Origin of the sequence: Streptomyces similanensis (assembly GCF_039543625.1) — a bacterium.
Lineage (GTDB): Bacteria > Actinomycetota > Actinomycetes > Streptomycetales > Streptomycetaceae > Streptomyces > Streptomyces similanensis.
Genome location: NZ_BAABKC010000054.1, coordinates 17,514 through 32,438 on the forward strand (window position 1 = coordinate 17,514; position 14,925 = coordinate 32,438).

Below are 14,925 nucleotides of genomic sequence, written 5' to 3' on the forward strand. Positions count from 1 at the left end.
TCCGTTGAGGGTGACGGGGCGTCAGGAGGCGAGGATCACCGAGCGGGTGAGATGGCGCGGCCGGTCCGGGTCGAGACCGCGGGCGGCGGCGACGGCGACGGCGAGCCGCTGGGCGCGGACGAGTTCGGCGAGCGGGTCGAGTCCGCTCTCGACCCACAGCCCGCCCGTGGCGCGCACCTGTCCGGCCAGTCCCTCGGGCGCCGGACCGAGCATCCAGGCGGCGGTGCCTTCGGTGGTGATGCTGATGGGGCCGTGCCGGTACTCCATCGCCGGGTACGCCTCGGTCCAGGACAGCGACGCCTCGCGCATCTTCAGCCCGGCCTCGTTGGCGAGCCCCACCGTCCAGCCGCGGCCCAGGAAGGTGAACTGCCCGCACTCCACGAGCCCTTCGGGCAGCGGCGCGGTCAGCGCGGTGCGGGCGTCCTCGACGACGGCGTCGGTGTGCAGACCGAGGTGGGCGCGCAGCAGGGTGAGCGCGGTGGTGGCGAACCGGGTCTGCACGACGGAGCGTTCGTCGGCGTAGTCCAGGACGACCACGTCGTCCGCGGCCGCCATCACCGGCGTGTCCGGGTCGGCGGTGACGGCCGTGGTGCGGGTACGCCCCTTCGACCGTGCGAGCAGGTCGAGCACCTCGGTGGTGGTGCCGGAGCGGGTGAGGGCGAGGACGCGGTCGTAGGAGCGGCCGTGGGGGAACTCCGAGGCGGCGAAGGCGTCGGTCTCGCCCTGGCCCGCGTTCTCGCGCAGGGCGGCGGCGGCCTGGGCCATGAAGTACGACGTGCCGCAGCCGACGATCGCGACCCGCTCCCCCGGCGCGGGCAGCGCCCGGCCGTGTCCGGCGGCGTCGGCGGCGACGCGGGCCCAGCACTCGGGCTGACTGGTCAGCTCGTCCTCGACATGGCTCATGGCACACCCTCCCGGTCCACTGATCGTTCTTGCAAGATAGCGCCGAGTTTCAAGCACGATCAAGCATTTCGCCTCGTAGGGGGTGCGTTAGGGTCACGGAGGACCGAGGAACGGAGGCCGCCGATGTCGCGCGACGCCCGCTGGAAGACGCTGCTGGAACTGCTCGTCGAGCGCGGCCGGCTGGACGTCGAGGAGGCCGCGGCGCGCCTCGAGGTGTCGGCCGCGACGATCCGGCGGGACTTCGACCAGCTCGCCGAGCAGCAGATGCTGGTGCGCACCCGGGGCGGCGCGGTCGTGCACGGCGTCTCCTACGAACTGCCGCTGCGCTACAAGACGGCCCGGCGCGCGGGCGAGAAGCAGCGGATCGCCGAGGCGGTGGCGGAGCTCGTCGCGCCGGGCGAGGCGGTGGGCCTGACCGGCGGCACCACCACCACGGAGGTGGCCCGCGCCCTGGCGGTGCGCGCCGACCTCACCGCCGGCTCGCCCGCCCTGACCGTGGTCACCAACGCGCTCAACATCGCCAACGAGCTGGCGGTACGGCCCCAGTTCAAGATCGTGCTGACCGGCGGGGTGGCGCGCCCGCAGTCGTACGAGCTGATCGGACCGCTGGCGGACGGGGTGCTGAGCCAGATCACGCTGGACGTGGCGGTGCTCGGCGTGGTCGCCCTGGACGTCACGCACGGCGCGGCGGCGCACGACGAGGCGGAGGCCGCCATCAACCGGCTGCTGTGCGAGCGCGCCGAGCGGGTGGTGGTGGCCGCGGACTCCAGCAAGCTGGGGCGGCGCGCCTTCGCCCGGATCTGCCCGGTGGAGTCGGTCGACACGCTGGTCACGGACTCGGCGGCGGACCAGGACGCGGTGCGCAGGTTCGAGGAGGCGGGGGTCCGGGTCGTCACGGTGTGAGCCGGGCGGGTCGCGTGGCCGGGGCGTGTCCGCCGGCCGGGGCAGGCCCGCCGGCCGGGGCAGGTCCGCCAGTCGCGGGCGGGCCGGGTGGTCAGGTGCGGGTCGCGTGGTCAGGTGCGCAGGAAGCCGACGCCGCGGCCGTCGTTGCAGCCGGCGGGCACCGGGCGGTCGTCGGCGGCCGGACCGCTCTGGTGGGCCTTGAGGGCCACGCTCATCAGGGACAGCAGCAGATCGACGTCGGCGGAGGCGTCGAGGCGGATCGTCACCCACGACGAGCCGGGCACGATCCGCAGGGCGGCGAAGCGTCTCAGGTCGCCCGCCAGCCGGCGTATGGCCCGGTCGGTCAGCTTGAGGTCGACATCGCGTTCGGAGTGGAAGTGGGCGATCTCCCCGTACGGCGAGCTGAGCGCCTGCCCGGCGCCACAGCTCGGCACCGCTTCCATCAGGTCGGGCCAGGTGGCCAGTTGGGCGAAGGCATGCGCGGCGAGCGTCATGGCACCATCATGACGCGCTCACCGCACGGCAACCGGGACGTGAGCGAGCCTTAACCGATCCGTGTCCGAATCCGGCCGGACCGCCTTTTCCGTCCCGCGCCGGGGCTTCCGATCGCCACAGGGGGCACACTGGCAGTAGGAGCCCGTCGGTGCACGAGGGGGTGTCGAAAGTGACACGTCGTGCGGGAGTGCGGCTGTGGCGGTTGCGGCGCAATCCGCTCCGGCGGACCAGTGATGTCGTGGAGGCGTGGATCCTGATCTCCGCCTGGGTGCTCGCGCTGGCGGGCGCGCTGGTGGCGGGGCTGCTGACGGCGGGCGCCGTGCAGCGGACCGCGGACCGCGTCCGGGAGCAGACCCACGCCGTGTCGGCCGTGCTGGCCGGGGAACCGGCGGCGGGCGCCGCCGCGCGGCCGGCCGGCGGGGCACTGGTGTGGGGTGCCGTGCGCTGGACGGACGCCGCCGGCGTGACGCACACCGACCGGACCAGGGTGCCGGCCACCGCCGCGCCCGGCGCCCGCGTCACGGTATGGACGAACGCACGCGGCGCCCTGACGGCCCCGCCGCCGTCCGCCGCCGACACCGCCTTCCAGACGGTGCTGGGCGGCCTGTGGGCCGGCACGGCCGCCGCGGGCCTCGTCCTCGGCGGCGCCAGACTGGCCCGCACCCGCCTCGACCGCCGCCGCTTCGACCAGTGGGCCGAGGAATGGGCCCGGGTCGACACCTGGGGCCGCAAGACGGGCTGACCGGCCCCGACGCCGCGCCGAACGACCGGCCGCCCGCCCGGACCCGGATCGAGACCGGGCGGACGCCCGCCGAATGTTCGGCCCCCGCCAGACCCGGACTGGATGCCGCCGGACCCGGACTGAACCCCGCCAGATCCGGACCGAACCGGACGGCCGCCGCGCCGAACGACCGACTGCCCGCCGCCCCGCACCGGAGCGGGCAGCGCCCCGCCGAAGGTTCTGCGCCCGCCGGACCGGACTGGACACCGGCCGGACCGGACTGGACCAGACAGCGCCGCGCCGAATGACGGGCTGCCCGCCGCCCCTGTACCGGACCGGGCGGCGCCGCGCCGAGCGACCGGCCGCCCGCCGCCCCCGGACCGGACCGGCGTATCCCCCGCCGTCGCCGCACCGTCCCTTCCCCCGCCTCCCTCCGCTCGTCGCCAACCGCCCCTTGCCCGTGAGGTGCGCGCACTTCTAGCCTGAGTTTGTGCCGCTCATAAACAAAGTCCGTCCGCACAGTGCCGTGCCGGACCACTCCCTCACCCGGCTCCGGGTCGCCCTGACCGCCTTCTTCGCCCTCGACGGCTTCGTCTTCGCGGGCTGGGTGGTGCGCATCCCGGCCGTCAAACAACAGACCCACGCCTCCGCCGGCGACCTCGGTCTCGCCCTCCTCGGCGTGTCGGCCGGCGCCGTGGTCACGATGACCCTCACCGGACGCCTGTGCCGCCGCTACGGCAGCCATCCGGTCACCGTCGTCTGCGCCGTCCTGCTCTCCCTCAGCGTCGCCCTGCCCCCGCTCACCCACTCGGCCTGGGCACTGGGCGCGGTGCTGCTGGCCTTCGGCGCCTCGTACGGCGGCATCAACGTCGCCTTCAACAGCGCGGCCGTCGATCTGGTGGCCGCGCTGCGCCGGCCGGTGATGCCGACCTTCCACGCCGCCTTCAGTCTGGGCGGCATGCTGGGCGCGGGGCTCGGCGGCCTCGTGGCCGGTTCCGTGTCCCCCACCCGCCATCTGCTGGGCCTGACGCTGATCGGCCTGCTCGTCACCGCCGCCGCCGGCCCCACCCTGCTGCGCCACCCCGCCCCGGCGCGGCCGGACGACGGCGGGCCGACGGGCGCAGACCGGTCGGCGGGTCCGTCCCGGGCCGCGGACCCGCGCCGCCCCGACGCCCGCCGCACCCGCGGCCTCGTCGTGATCCTCGGCCTCATCGCCCTGTGCACCTCCTACGGCGAGGGCGCGATGGCCGACTGGGGCGCCCTGCACTTCCAGCAGGACCTGGACGCCTCGGCGGGGGTGGCGGCCGCCGGCTACTCCTGTTTCGCCCTGGCGATGACCGCGGGACGGCTGACCGGGACCACGCTCCTGGAACGCCTCGGCCGGTCCCGGACCATCGTGGCCGGCGGCGCCACCGCGGCGGCCGGGATGCTGCTCGGCTCGCTGGCGCCGTCCGTGTGGGCGGCGCTGCTCGGCTTCGCCGTGACCGGGCTCGGACTCGCCAACGTCTTCCCGGTCACCGTGGAACGCGCCGGCGCCCTGGCCGGCCCCGGCGGAGTCGCGGTCGCCTCCACGCTCGGCTACGGCGGCATGCTGCTCGGTCCTCCGGCCATCGGGTTCATGGCCGACTGGTTCTCGCTGCCGGCCGCGCTCACCAGCGTCGCCGTCCTGGCCGCCGTCGCCGCCGTGATCGGCTTCGCTGAACGGCGGTCGTACGAGCAGTGAGCGGCGTACGAGTGAGCCGCGCGGGTCACCCGTACGCCTGACCGGCTCGGGTCACCGCGCCGGAGCCGCGCTCTCGCCGCCCTCCTCGTAGACCTTGGCGTCGGAGGGCGCCGGGCGTTCGACGCGGCAGACCAGGGAGTCGTCGACGACGTCGGCCACGATGGTGTCCCCGGGGTCGGCCTCGTCGGCCAGCAGCAGCGACGCGATACGGTTGTCCAGCTCCGTCTGGATCGTGCGGCGCAGCGGGCGGGCGCCGAACTCGGGCTGGTGGCCGTGGGCGACGAGGAGTTTCTTCGCCGCGTCGGTGACCTCCAGCTCCAGGCCCTGGGCGCGCACCCGCCGACGGCTGTTGTCCAGGAGCAGGTCCACGATCCGGTTCAGCTCCCCCTCGCCGAGCCCGTGGAAGATGATGATGTCGTCGATCCGGTTGAGGAACTCGGGCAGGAACCTGCCGCGCAGGTCCTCCATCAGCTGGTCCTTGATGTCGGCGACGTCGCCGTGGTGGGCGAGGATGCGCTGCGCGCCGATGTTGGAGGTCATCACGACCACGGTGTTGCGGAAGTCGACGGTACGGCCCTGCGCGTCGGTGAGCCGTCCGTCGTCCAGAACCTGGAGCAGGGCGTTGAAGACGTCCGGGTGCGCCTTCTCCACCTCGTCGAACAGCAGCACACTGTAGGGCTGGCGGCGGACCTTCTCGGTGAGCTGGCCGGCCTCCTCGTGGCCGACGTATCCGGGCGGGGCGCCGACCAGGCGGGAGACGGTGTGCTTCTCCTGGAACTCGCTCATGTCGAAGCGGACGAGCCGGTTCTCGTCGCCGAAGAGGAGTTCGGCGAGCGCCTTGGCCAGCTCGGTCTTGCCGACGCCGGTCGGGCCGAGGAACAGGAAGGAGCCGACGGGGCGGTTCGGGTCGCCCATGCCGGCCCGGCTGCGGCGCACCGCCTGCGCGATGGCGGTGACGGCCTCGTCCTGTCCGACCACCCGGTCGTGCAGCGCCTCCTCCAGCTTCAGCAGCCGTTCCTTCTCGCTCTCGGTCAGCTGGGAGACGGGGATGCCGGTGCGCCGGGAAAGCACGTCGGCGATGTCGTCCACGGTCACCTCCAGCACGCCCTCGCGCCGCTCGGCCAGGCCCGCCAGCTCGGCCTCCACCTCCGCGATGCGGTCCTTCAGGTCGCTGGCCCGCTCGAAGTCCTCGGCGCCGACGGCCTGGTCCTTCTCGCGGCGCAGCTTGGCGAGCCGGTCCTCGCCGTCGGCGACCTCGGTGGAGCGGCCCAGGGAACGCAGCCGTACCCGGGCGCCGGCCTGGTCGAGCAGGTCGATGGCCTTGTCGGGCAGGAAGCGGTCGGAGACGTAGCGGTCGGACAGCTCGGCCGCCGCGGCGAGGGCGTCGTCGCTGTAGCGGACCTGGTGGTGGGCCTCGTAGGAGTCGCGCAGGCCCTCCAGGATCTGCACGGTCTCCTCGACGCTCGGTTCGGGCACCATGACGGGCTGGAAGCGGCGCTCCAGGGCGGCGTCCTTCTCGACGTAGCGCCGGTACTCGTCCAGCGTGGTGGCGCCGACGACGTGCAGCTCGCCGCGGGCCAGGGCCGGCTTGAGGATGTTGCCCGCGTCCATGGAACCCTCGCCGGTGGCGCCGGCGCCGACGACGGTGTGCAGTTCGTCGAGGAAGAGGATCGTGGACTCGGAGGCGGCCTTCACCTCGTCGATGACATTCTTCAACCGCTCCTCGAACTGGCCGCGGTACTGGGCGCCGGCCACCAGCCCGGTCAGGTCGAGGGCGACGACCCGCTTGTTCTCCAGCGTCTTGGGCACGTCCCCGGCGACGATCCGCTGGGCGAGCCCCTCGACGATGGCGGTCTTGCCGACGCCCGGCTCGCCGATCAGGACGGGGTTGTTCTTGGAGCGGCGGGACAGGATCTCCACGGTCTGCTCGATCTCCAGGGCGCGGCCGACCACCGGGTCCAGCTTTCCGTCGCGCGCCTCCTCGGTGAGGTCGCGGCCGTACTGGTCGAGGGTGGGCGTGTCGCTCGGCTTCTCGCCGCCGCCCGCCGCGGCCTCACCGCGGACCGCCTCCTCGGCGCTGCGGCGCAGCCGCTCCGTCTCCAGGCCGTGCGAGGCCAGGACGCGGCCCGCCGCGGTGCCCGGCGTGTCCAGGAGGGCGCCGAGCAGGTGCTCGGGGCCGATGTAGGAGACTCCGGCGGCCCGGGAGCGTTCGTAGGCGCGCAGCAGCACCCGCTTGGCGGCCGGGGTGAGGCCGGGCTCGGCGGAGGGGGTGCCGCTCTCGCCCGGCAGCGCGGCGGCCAGATCTGCGCCGAGCCGCTCGGGGTCGGCGCCGGCCTGGCTGAGCAGACCGCGGGTGGGGTCCACCTGGGTGCACGCCCACAGCAGGTGCTCGGTGTCCAGGTCGGAGCTGCCGTCCTCGGCCGCCCGCCGGGTGGCGGTGTTGATCAGCTCGCGGGCGGACTCGGTCAGCAGCCGCCCGATCGGCACCCGCTGCACCTGGGGCGGCGAGGCGGCCGGCGTCATGCCGAAGAAGCGGTTGAGGATCTCGGAGAACGGGTCCTGGCCGCCGAATGAGGCGCCGAAGGGAGACATCGTCATGGTCGCCGTCCGCAGCGTGGGGAACGTGGGAAAGGAGTCACCCCCCAGCCCACCCCGTCCCGTGCGCCGCCGCAACGCGGCGTACGCCGACCCGGTGCCGGCCCGGCTTGTCCACCGGAGCCCACCTTCCTCCCGGACGGGCCGGACTCCACCGGATGGTCCGGTCCCCGCCTGGCGACCCGGGTTCCCCCTGGCGAGCCGAACTCCGCCGGGCGCCCCGGGGTTACCCCGGCAGGCCGAGCGCCACCTGGCAGCCGGGCTCCGACGGACAGCCGAGCGCCACCTGGCAGTCGGGCTCCGCCGGGCGGCCGGGATCCGCAAGGCGGGCCGTTCGCGTCCCGCAGGTCAAGATCCCTCTGTCGCGGATGCCGCCGTCTCGGGCAGACTGCCGCGAATGAAGACTGCCGAATTCCTTGACGCGCTCGACCGGGAGGGGCGGCTGCTGGCCGCGGCGGCCGACGAGGCGGGCACCGACGCCGAGGTGCCGACCTGCCCGGGGTGGCGGGTGCGGGACCTGCTGGAGCACACGGGCCTGGTGCACGAGTGGGCCGCCGCGTTCGTCGCGGACGCGCTCACCTCCCCGCGCCCCCTGGGCGATCCGCCGAAGCTCGACGGCGCCGAACTGGTGGCCTGGTACCGCGACGCGCACCGCCGGCTGGTGCGGACCCTGGCCGAGGCGCCCGCCGACGTGGAGTGCTGGACGTTCCTTCCCGCGCCCCAGTCGCCGCCCTCGGCGCTGGCCTTCTGGACCCGGCGGCAGGCGCACGAGACGGCCGTGCACCGCGTCGATGCCGAGTCGGCGCGCGGCGGCGACCCCACGGCGATCGGCGCCGGCTTCGCCGTGGACGGCATCGACGAGCTGCTGCGCGGCTTCCACGCCCTCCCCAGGAGCCGCGTCCGCTCCCCCGAACCGCGCGTCCTGCGGGTGCGCGCCACGGACGCCGCCGAGGCCGACGAGGCGGTGTGGACCGTACGGCTGTCGGACGGGCCGCCGGTCACGGACCGAGGCGCGCGGGGCACGGCCGACGCCGAACTCTCCGGACCCGCCGACCAGTTGTATCTGGCGCTGTGGAACCGGGCGCCGATGCCAGAGGCGGCGGGCGACGCGTCGCTGGCCGCGCTGTGGCGGGAGACCTCGGCGATCGGCTGAGCCGCCGGGGGATCCGGCGGCCGGGCAGGCCGGTCGTACGGCGCTCCGGCGGCGGGGGTCAGGGCTCCAGGCCCACGCCCCGCGCCAGCCGGACCGCCGCGTGCCGGAAGAACGGCTCGCGGTCCTCCACCACGCGGTGGAACTGTCCGAACAGCTCGAACCCGACCAGGCCGTACAGCTGCGCCCAGGCCGCGACGAGCGCCGTCACGGCCTCGGGGGGCAGGCCGGGAGCGAGGTCGGCGGTCATCCGCTCGGCCTCCCGGCCCAGTTCGGCGGGGAGCGCGGGACCGGTCAGGCGGCCTTCCTCGTGGGCGTCGCGGACGATGCCGATGAGGAGGAGGCCGACGCGGGCCGCGGCCGGCACGGTCGTCTGCGGCGCGGTGTAGCCGGGCACGGGCGAGCCGTAGATCAGGGCGTACTCGTGCGGGTGGGCGAGGGCCCAGGCGCGCACCGCGACGCAGACGGCGGTCCAGCGTTCGAGGGGGGCGGCGTCCGCGACCGCGTGGTGGGCCTTCTCTGCGGCGGCGCCCAGGGAGTCGTAGGCGTCGATGATGAGCGCGGTGAGCAGGTCGTCGCGGCTGGGGAAGTACCGGTACAGCGCGGAGGAGACCATGCCCAGTTCACGGGCCACGGCGCGCAGCGAGAGCTTGGCGGCGCCCTCGGCGGCCAGTTGACCGCGCGCCGCCTCCTTGATGGCCGCGGTGATCTCCGTCCTGGCCCGTGCGCGGGCTCCCTTGGCGGTGTTCATGGGAGAAGTGTTCCACGGATCCGGAGCACCGCACACAAAAGAGAACGGTGAACACAGAGGAGAGCGGCGAACTCAAAAGAGAGCACTGCTCTTGCTTCGGAGCGGCGATCCGGGCACACTGATGACCGGAAGCGAGAGCACTGCTCTCCCGAATCTGTGGGGGTCGCCATGTCGTCGTCGCCGTACTACCTCAAGGGCAGCGCGCTGAACGTCCGTCTGAACGGCGTCGTCGGGTGGCTGGCCCGGCACGGACTGAGCCTCGCCGGCTCGGCCGAGCTGTCCGTGCGGGGCCGCAAGAGCGGCCGGCTCCAGCGCGTCCCGGTCAACCCGCACACCCACGGTGGGGCGCAGTACCTCGTCTCGGCGCGCGGCCACTCCCAGTGGGTGCGCAACATGCGCGCCGCCGGCGGCGGGGAGCTGCGGGTGGGGCGCAAGGTGCGGGAGTTCACCGCGGTGGAGCTTCCCGACGCGGAGAAGCTCCCGATCCTGCGGACCTATCTGGAACGGTGGGGCTGGCAGGTCAACGAGTACTTCCAGGGGGTCACGGCCGCCTCCTCGGACGAGGAGATCACCGCGGCGGCCGCCGACCACCCGGTCTTCCGCATCACGGTCGGGAACTGACCGCCCTCAGGGGCCGGCCGCGACAGGGGCCGGTCGCGGCGGGGGCCGGCCGCGGTCAGGAAGCGGGCTCGTCCTCCGCCGGCTCGTCCTCGGCGGGCGGCGCGACCGGTTCGACGGGCCTGCGGTCCATCACGGACAGCGCCCGCTGGGCCATCGGGTGGCTGCGGACCAGCTCACCGAGCGAGGTCGAGCCCTGGGTGATGTCCTTGAACGCCTTCCAGGCGGGGCGGAAACCGGTCAGGGCGGCGTGGAAGAGGCCGGGACGGCGCTCGAAGATCCCCAGCATCCGCTTGCCGACGGCCATCTCGACGCCGAGCCCCGCCTTGATCGCGAACGCGTAGTTCAGCGCCTGACGCCGGGCGTCGACCGCGTCGTGCGCCTCGGCGATCCGCACCGCCCACTCCCCCGCGAGCCGGCCCGAGCGCAGCGCGAACGAGATGCCCTCGCGCGTCCACGGCTCCAGCATCCCGGCGGCGTCCCCGCACACCAGCACCCGCCCGCGCGACAGCGGTGAGTCTTCGGCGCGGCAGCGGGTCAGATGTCCGGAGGAGATGCTCGGCTCGAAGCCGGCCAGGCCCAGGCGGGCGATGAAGTCCTCCAAGTACCGCTTGGTGGCGGCGCCTTCACCGCGGGCGGAGATCACGCCGACCGTGAGGGTGTCGCCCTTGGGGAACACCCAGCCGTAACTGCCGGGAATCGGCCCCCAGTCGATCAGCACCCGCCCGCGCCAGTCCTCGGCGACGGTCTCGGGCACCGGGATCTCCGCCTCCAGACCGAGGTCCACCTGGTCCAGTTTCACGCCGACGTGCGCGCCTATGCGGCTGGCGCTGCCGTCGGCGCCGACCACCGCACGGGCCAGCACCGTCTCGCCGCCCTGGAGCACCACGGCGACCGTGCGCCGGTCCGGCACCGCGGAGCCGTGCTGCTCGACCCGGGACACGGTGGCGCCGGTACGCAGTTCGGCGCCGGCCTTCTGCGCGTGCTCGACCAGCTGCTGGTCGAACTCGGGCCGGTTGATCAGGCCGAACATCATCTGCCGGGAGCGGCGGGTGCGGGTGAAGCGCCCGTTGTTGGAGAAGGTCACCGCGTGCACACGGTCCTTGAACGGCAGTTCGAAGCCGGGCGGCAGCGAGTCGCGCGAGGGGCCGATGATGCCGCCGCCGCACGTCTTGTAGCGCGGCAGTTCCGCCTTCTCCAGCAGCAGCACGCGCCGTCCCGCGACCGCCGCCGCGTAGGCGGCCGAGGCCCCCGCCGGTCCCGCGCCCACCACGACGACGTCCCACACCTGCCGCACGTCGTCTGCCGAAGAGTTGTCGCTGCTCACGATGGTCTACCGCTCCAGATCAAGCCGACTGCCGCTGCTGTCTCCCGCATCCTACGGCGGTCTGCGGCCAGGTCCTCTGTGGGAGGATCAGCGGTGTGGGCGACCCGCCCGCCGCACGGCGCCCACACCCATCCGATCACCCGGAAAACGGACGTACCCGAAGTACCGACGAAGGTACTCACGAGTGCAACGTCGCACCCACAAGGAGCGTGCCCATGTCGTCGAATCCGGTCGCCGAGACCGTCGCCGCCCTGCTGCCCAGGGCCCGGGCGGAACTCGCCGAACTGGTGGCCTTCAAGTCGGTCGCGGACTTCGAGCAGTATCCGCGCGGCGAGAGCGAGGGCGCGGCGAACTGGATCGCCGACGCGCTGCGCGCCGAGGGATTCACCGACGTCGCCCTGCTCGACACCCCGGACGGCACCCAGTCGGTGTACGGCTACCTGCCCGGGCCCGAGGGCGCGAAGACGGTGCTCCTGTACGCCCACTACGACGTGCAGCCGCCGCTGGACGAGGCCGCCTGGATCAGCCCGCCGTTCGAGCTGACCGAGCGCGACGGCCGCTGGTACGGGCGCGGCGCCGCCGACTGCAAGGGCGGGGTCATCATGCACCTGCTCGCGCTGCGCGCGCTGAAGGCCGACGGCGGCATACCGGTCTCCGTCAAGATCATCGCGGAGGGCTCGGAGGAGCAGGGCACCGGCGGTCTGGAGCGCTACGCCGAGGAGCACCCCGAGCTGCTCACGGCCGACACCATCGTGATCGGCGACGCCGGCAACTTCCGCGTCGGCCTGCCCACCGTCACCTCCACCCTGCGCGGCATGGCCATGGTCCGGGTCCAGGTCGACACCCTGGCGGGCAACCTGCACTCCGGGCAGTTCGGCGGCGCCGCCCCCGACGCGCTCGCCGCGCTGATCCGCGCCCTGGACTCACTGCGCGCCGAGGACGGCTCCACGACCGTGGACGGTCTGGCCGGCGACTTCGCCTGGGACGGACTCCAGTACGACGAGGAGCAGTTCCGCGCGGACGCCAAGGTGCTCGACGGGGCCGAGCTGATCGGCTCCGGCACGGTCGCCGACCGCATCTGGGCCCGCCCGGCCGTCACCGTCCTCGGCATCGACTGCCCGCCGGTCGTCGGCGCCACCCCGTCCGTGCAGGCCGGCGCGCGCGCCCTGGTGAGCCTGCGGGTGCCGCCGGGCATCGACGCCGGCGAGGCCGCCAAGCTGCTCCAGGCCCATCTGGAGGCGCACACGCCGTGGGGCGCCCGGGTGCGCACCGAGGTGGTCGGCCAGGGCCAGCCCTTCCGCGCGGACACCACCAGCCCGGCCTACCAGGCGATGGCCGACGCGATGGGAGTCGCCTACCCCGGCAAGGAGATGCAGTACGCCGGCCAGGGCGGCTCCATCCCGCTGTGCAACACCCTCGCCTCGCTCTACCCGCGGGCCGAGATCCTGCTCATCGGCCTGAGCGAGCCCGAGGCGCAGATCCACGCCGTGAACGAGAGCGTCTCCCCCGAGGAACTGGAGCGCCTGTCGGTCGCGGAGGCGCTGTTCCTGCGCAACTACGCCGCGAGCTGAGCCCGCCGCCCGCTCCGCCGCGGTCCCACGCCCGCCCTGAGGACCGCCCCGCCCGGGGTGAGGGTCCTCGGGGCGGATGACGCGGCCCTGCCGAGCGGACACGGCCCACTCCTGCCAGACGAGCACGGCCCGGTCCCGCCGGGGGCACGGCCCGATCCCGCCAGGGGCACAACGCTGGCCCTGCCGGGGCACGGTCCAGTCCGCCGGGGGTACGGCCTAGTGCCGCCATGCGGCACAGCCCCAGTCCCGCCAGGACACAGCGCTGGCCCCGCCGGGGCCCAGCCCAGTCCCACAGGGCGGGCACAGCCCACTCTTGCCAGGCGAGCACGGCCTGGTCCCGCCGGGGGCACGGCCCAGTCCCGCCAGGGCACAACGCTGGCCCCATCAGGGCACGCCCCAGTCCCACAGGGCGGGCACGGCCCACTCCTGCCAGACGGGCACGGCCCCAGTCCCGCCAGGGGCACAACGCCGGCCCAGCCGGGGCACGGCCCAGTCATGCCGGGCGGGCACCGTCTCGGTTTGCCGCGCCCGGCGTCGAGTCGAGGTCGTCCGGCCAGGGCGGGCCGGGGCCTTCTCCCGCGAGGCGGTGGAGAGGCGTGCGTCCCGTGCGGGACTGGGCGGAACGCCCGCAGGCCGCCCCCGCACGGGCTCAGGACGCCCGTCAGCCGACCGGCACCCCCGCCTCCAGGTACATCACCGCGCCGCGTTCCCGGGCCCGCAGCGCCCAGCGCAGGCGCTCGTAGCGGACGGGCGGCAGCAGGGTCGCGGCCTCCCGCTCGGTGACGAAGCGGCAGCCGCGCAGCTCGGGGCCGGGCAGCAGCAGCCGGCCTGCCGCCTCGGAGTCGAGCCGGCCGCCGTCGAACAGCAGCCGCAGCCCGCCGTAGCCGGGAGGTCTCGGGGCCTCCCAGTCCACGACGAGCAGTCGCGGCGCCTCGGCGAGGCGTATCCCGGTCTCCTCGGCGACCTCGCGGATCCCGGCGCGGGCGGGCGCCTCGCCCGGCTCCACGACCCCGCCGGGGAACTCCCAGCCGGGCTTGTAGGTGGGGTCGACGAGCAGCACCCGGTCCCGCTCGTCGAAGAGCAGCACGCCGGAGGCGACGGTCTCCGCGGTGGGCTCCGGCGTCTGCACGATGTCGCAGGCGGGCACGGTCCCGCCGCCGACCGCCTCGGCGATGCGGACGGCCGTCTCGTACGGGGTCAGGGCGCTGGTGTCGACGACGTGGGCGTCGGCGGTGAGCCAGGCGGCGAGGGCGCTGCGGTAGGGCTCGATGTGGTCGTAGGACCACTGGCGTACGCGCAGTTCGCCGTCGGGCAGGTCGGGCGGGACCTCACGGCCGGCTATTCGCTCCCGCAGGATCGTTTCGGCCGGGGCGAGGAGAATGTGCCGGACAGCGATGCGGCGGGCGGCGAGGCCGCCGAATATCTCGTCACGGTACTCCTGGCGCAGCAGGGTCATGGGCACCACGAGGGTGCCGCCCAGCTCGGCCAGCATGGCCGCCGCGGTGTCGATCACCAGCCGCCGCCAGATCGGCAGGTCCTGGAAGTCACCGACCTCGGCGAGGTGCTTGGGCGGCAGCAGGTGTGCGAGTGCGCCGCCGATGACCTCGGGGTCGAAGAGCGTGCTGTTCGGGATCAGCTCGATCAGTTCCCGTGCGGTGGTGGTCTTTCCCGCACCGAACGTGCCGTTGATCCAGACGACGGTCACTGGTCCCCCTCTTCTGTTTGGCCCCCTGTGGCTTGCCCGCTCCACCCTGCCACGGAAACCAGCCCCAGTTGAGGACGCGCACGACACGGCGCCGGCACCCCCGTGGAAGGGCGCCGGCGCCGTGTCGGCGAAGGACCGGCCGGGGGCTCAGCTCTCCCGCGCCGACCCCGCGCCGTCCGCGGCGGGGCCTTCGTCGGCCACGGAGTGGTCCGGGGCGCTCGCGGTGTCCTTGGCCTGCGCGTCGCCGCCCGCCGGGTGCCCGGTGGCGTGCGACGGGGAGACGGCGGCGACCACGAACCCGGTGGCGAGGGAGGCGAGGGCGAGCATGCTGCGCTTCTTCATACCCTGCTCAACGCCACGGCCGGCGATCGGTCACGGCGTCGCGAGGAGGAGACCCGGCGGTGACCGGCCGGGCGGGCCCGACCCCGGACGCCCGCCGCCCGCCGCCCGCACCGACCCGGCC

At 74.4% G+C, this 14,925-nt stretch carries 13 protein-coding genes; 6 read left to right on the plus strand and 7 right to left on the minus strand.

The genetic code is table 11. From position 1 onward, the window contains the following. Positions 1–21: 21 nt before the first annotated feature. Positions 22–903 carry an SIS domain-containing protein gene (locus tag ABEB07_RS19335; protein ID WP_164583707.1) on the minus strand — a complete coding sequence of 294 codons (882 nt, stop codon included), beginning with the start codon at positions 901–903 and terminating at the stop codon, positions 22–24. Positions 904–1,026: 123 nt separating this feature from the next. On the opposite strand from ABEB07_RS19335, the gene ABEB07_RS19340 reads away from it, so the two are divergent. Beyond that, positions 1,027–1,806 carry a DeoR/GlpR family DNA-binding transcription regulator gene (locus tag ABEB07_RS19340; protein ID WP_164583708.1) on the plus strand — a complete coding sequence of 260 codons (780 nt, stop codon included), beginning with the start codon at positions 1,027–1,029 and terminating at the stop codon, positions 1,804–1,806. A 110-nt stretch (positions 1,807–1,916) separates the two neighbouring features. Here the strand turns inward: ABEB07_RS19340 and ABEB07_RS19345 are convergent, their stop codons facing one another. Next, complete coding sequence (locus ABEB07_RS19345) at positions 1,917–2,300, minus strand: luciferase domain-containing protein (RefSeq protein ID WP_176148009.1); 384 nt, start codon at positions 2,298–2,300, stop codon at positions 1,917–1,919. A 170-nt stretch (positions 2,301–2,470) separates the two neighbouring features. Here ABEB07_RS19345 and ABEB07_RS19350 point away from each other — a divergent pair, with 170 nt between their 5' ends. Beyond that, the gene (locus ABEB07_RS19350; RefSeq protein ID WP_345669479.1) at positions 2,471–3,043 is read left to right on the plus strand and encodes an Rv1733c family protein; all 573 of its coding nucleotides are present in this window, start codon (positions 2,471–2,473) and stop codon (positions 3,041–3,043) included. Between the two features lie 505 nt (positions 3,044–3,548). Continuing rightward, the gene (locus tag ABEB07_RS19355) at positions 3,549–4,745 is read left to right on the plus strand and encodes an MFS transporter (protein ID WP_345669481.1); all 1,197 of its coding nucleotides are present in this window, start codon (positions 3,549–3,551) and stop codon (positions 4,743–4,745) included. Positions 4,746–4,796: 51 nt separating this feature from the next. On the opposite strand, the gene ABEB07_RS19360 is transcribed toward ABEB07_RS19355, so the two are convergent. After that, the gene (locus ABEB07_RS19360; protein ID WP_176148011.1) at positions 4,797–7,343 is read right to left on the minus strand and encodes an ATP-dependent Clp protease ATP-binding subunit; all 2,547 of its coding nucleotides are present in this window, start codon (positions 7,341–7,343) and stop codon (positions 4,797–4,799) included. Positions 7,344–7,737: 394 nt separating this feature from the next. On the opposite strand from ABEB07_RS19360, the gene ABEB07_RS19365 reads away from it, so the two are divergent. Further along, positions 7,738–8,493, plus strand: a complete 756-nt coding sequence (locus ABEB07_RS19365; RefSeq protein ID WP_345669482.1) for a maleylpyruvate isomerase family mycothiol-dependent enzyme — start codon at positions 7,738–7,740, stop codon at positions 8,491–8,493. Between the two features lie 58 nt (positions 8,494–8,551). Here the strand turns inward: ABEB07_RS19365 and ABEB07_RS19370 are convergent, their stop codons facing one another. Then, positions 8,552–9,241 carry a TetR/AcrR family transcriptional regulator gene (locus ABEB07_RS19370; protein ID WP_345669483.1) on the minus strand — a complete coding sequence of 230 codons (690 nt, stop codon included), beginning with the start codon at positions 9,239–9,241 and terminating at the stop codon, positions 8,552–8,554. 168 nt (positions 9,242–9,409) lie between these two features. On the opposite strand from ABEB07_RS19370, the gene ABEB07_RS19375 reads away from it, so the two are divergent. Next, complete coding sequence (locus ABEB07_RS19375; RefSeq protein ID WP_176148014.1) at positions 9,410–9,862, plus strand: nitroreductase family deazaflavin-dependent oxidoreductase; 453 nt, start codon at positions 9,410–9,412, stop codon at positions 9,860–9,862. 55 nt (positions 9,863–9,917) lie between these two features. On the opposite strand, the gene ABEB07_RS19380 is transcribed toward ABEB07_RS19375, so the two are convergent. Next, positions 9,918–11,186 (minus strand): geranylgeranyl reductase family protein, encoded by a 1,269-nt coding sequence (locus ABEB07_RS19380; RefSeq protein WP_345669485.1) that lies wholly within the window; start codon positions 11,184–11,186, stop codon positions 9,918–9,920. Between the two features lie 215 nt (positions 11,187–11,401). Here ABEB07_RS19380 and ABEB07_RS19385 point away from each other — a divergent pair, with 215 nt between their 5' ends. Continuing rightward, positions 11,402–12,757: a dipeptidase gene (locus tag ABEB07_RS19385; protein WP_345669486.1), complete on the plus strand. Its 1,356-nt coding sequence runs from the start codon at positions 11,402–11,404 to the stop codon at positions 12,755–12,757. A 661-nt stretch (positions 12,758–13,418) separates the two neighbouring features. Here ABEB07_RS19385 and ABEB07_RS19390 read toward each other — a convergent pair. Together ABEB07_RS19390 and ABEB07_RS19395 are read right to left on the minus strand one after the other, a co-directional pair. Further along, positions 13,419–14,462: an NUDIX hydrolase gene (locus tag ABEB07_RS19390; RefSeq protein ID WP_345669487.1), complete on the minus strand. Its 1,044-nt coding sequence runs from the start codon at positions 14,460–14,462 to the stop codon at positions 13,419–13,421. 147 nt (positions 14,463–14,609) lie between these two features. Then, positions 14,610–14,804 (minus strand): hypothetical protein, encoded by a 195-nt coding sequence (locus ABEB07_RS19395; RefSeq protein WP_345669488.1) that lies wholly within the window; start codon positions 14,802–14,804, stop codon positions 14,610–14,612. Positions 14,805–14,925: the final 121 nt, after the last annotated feature.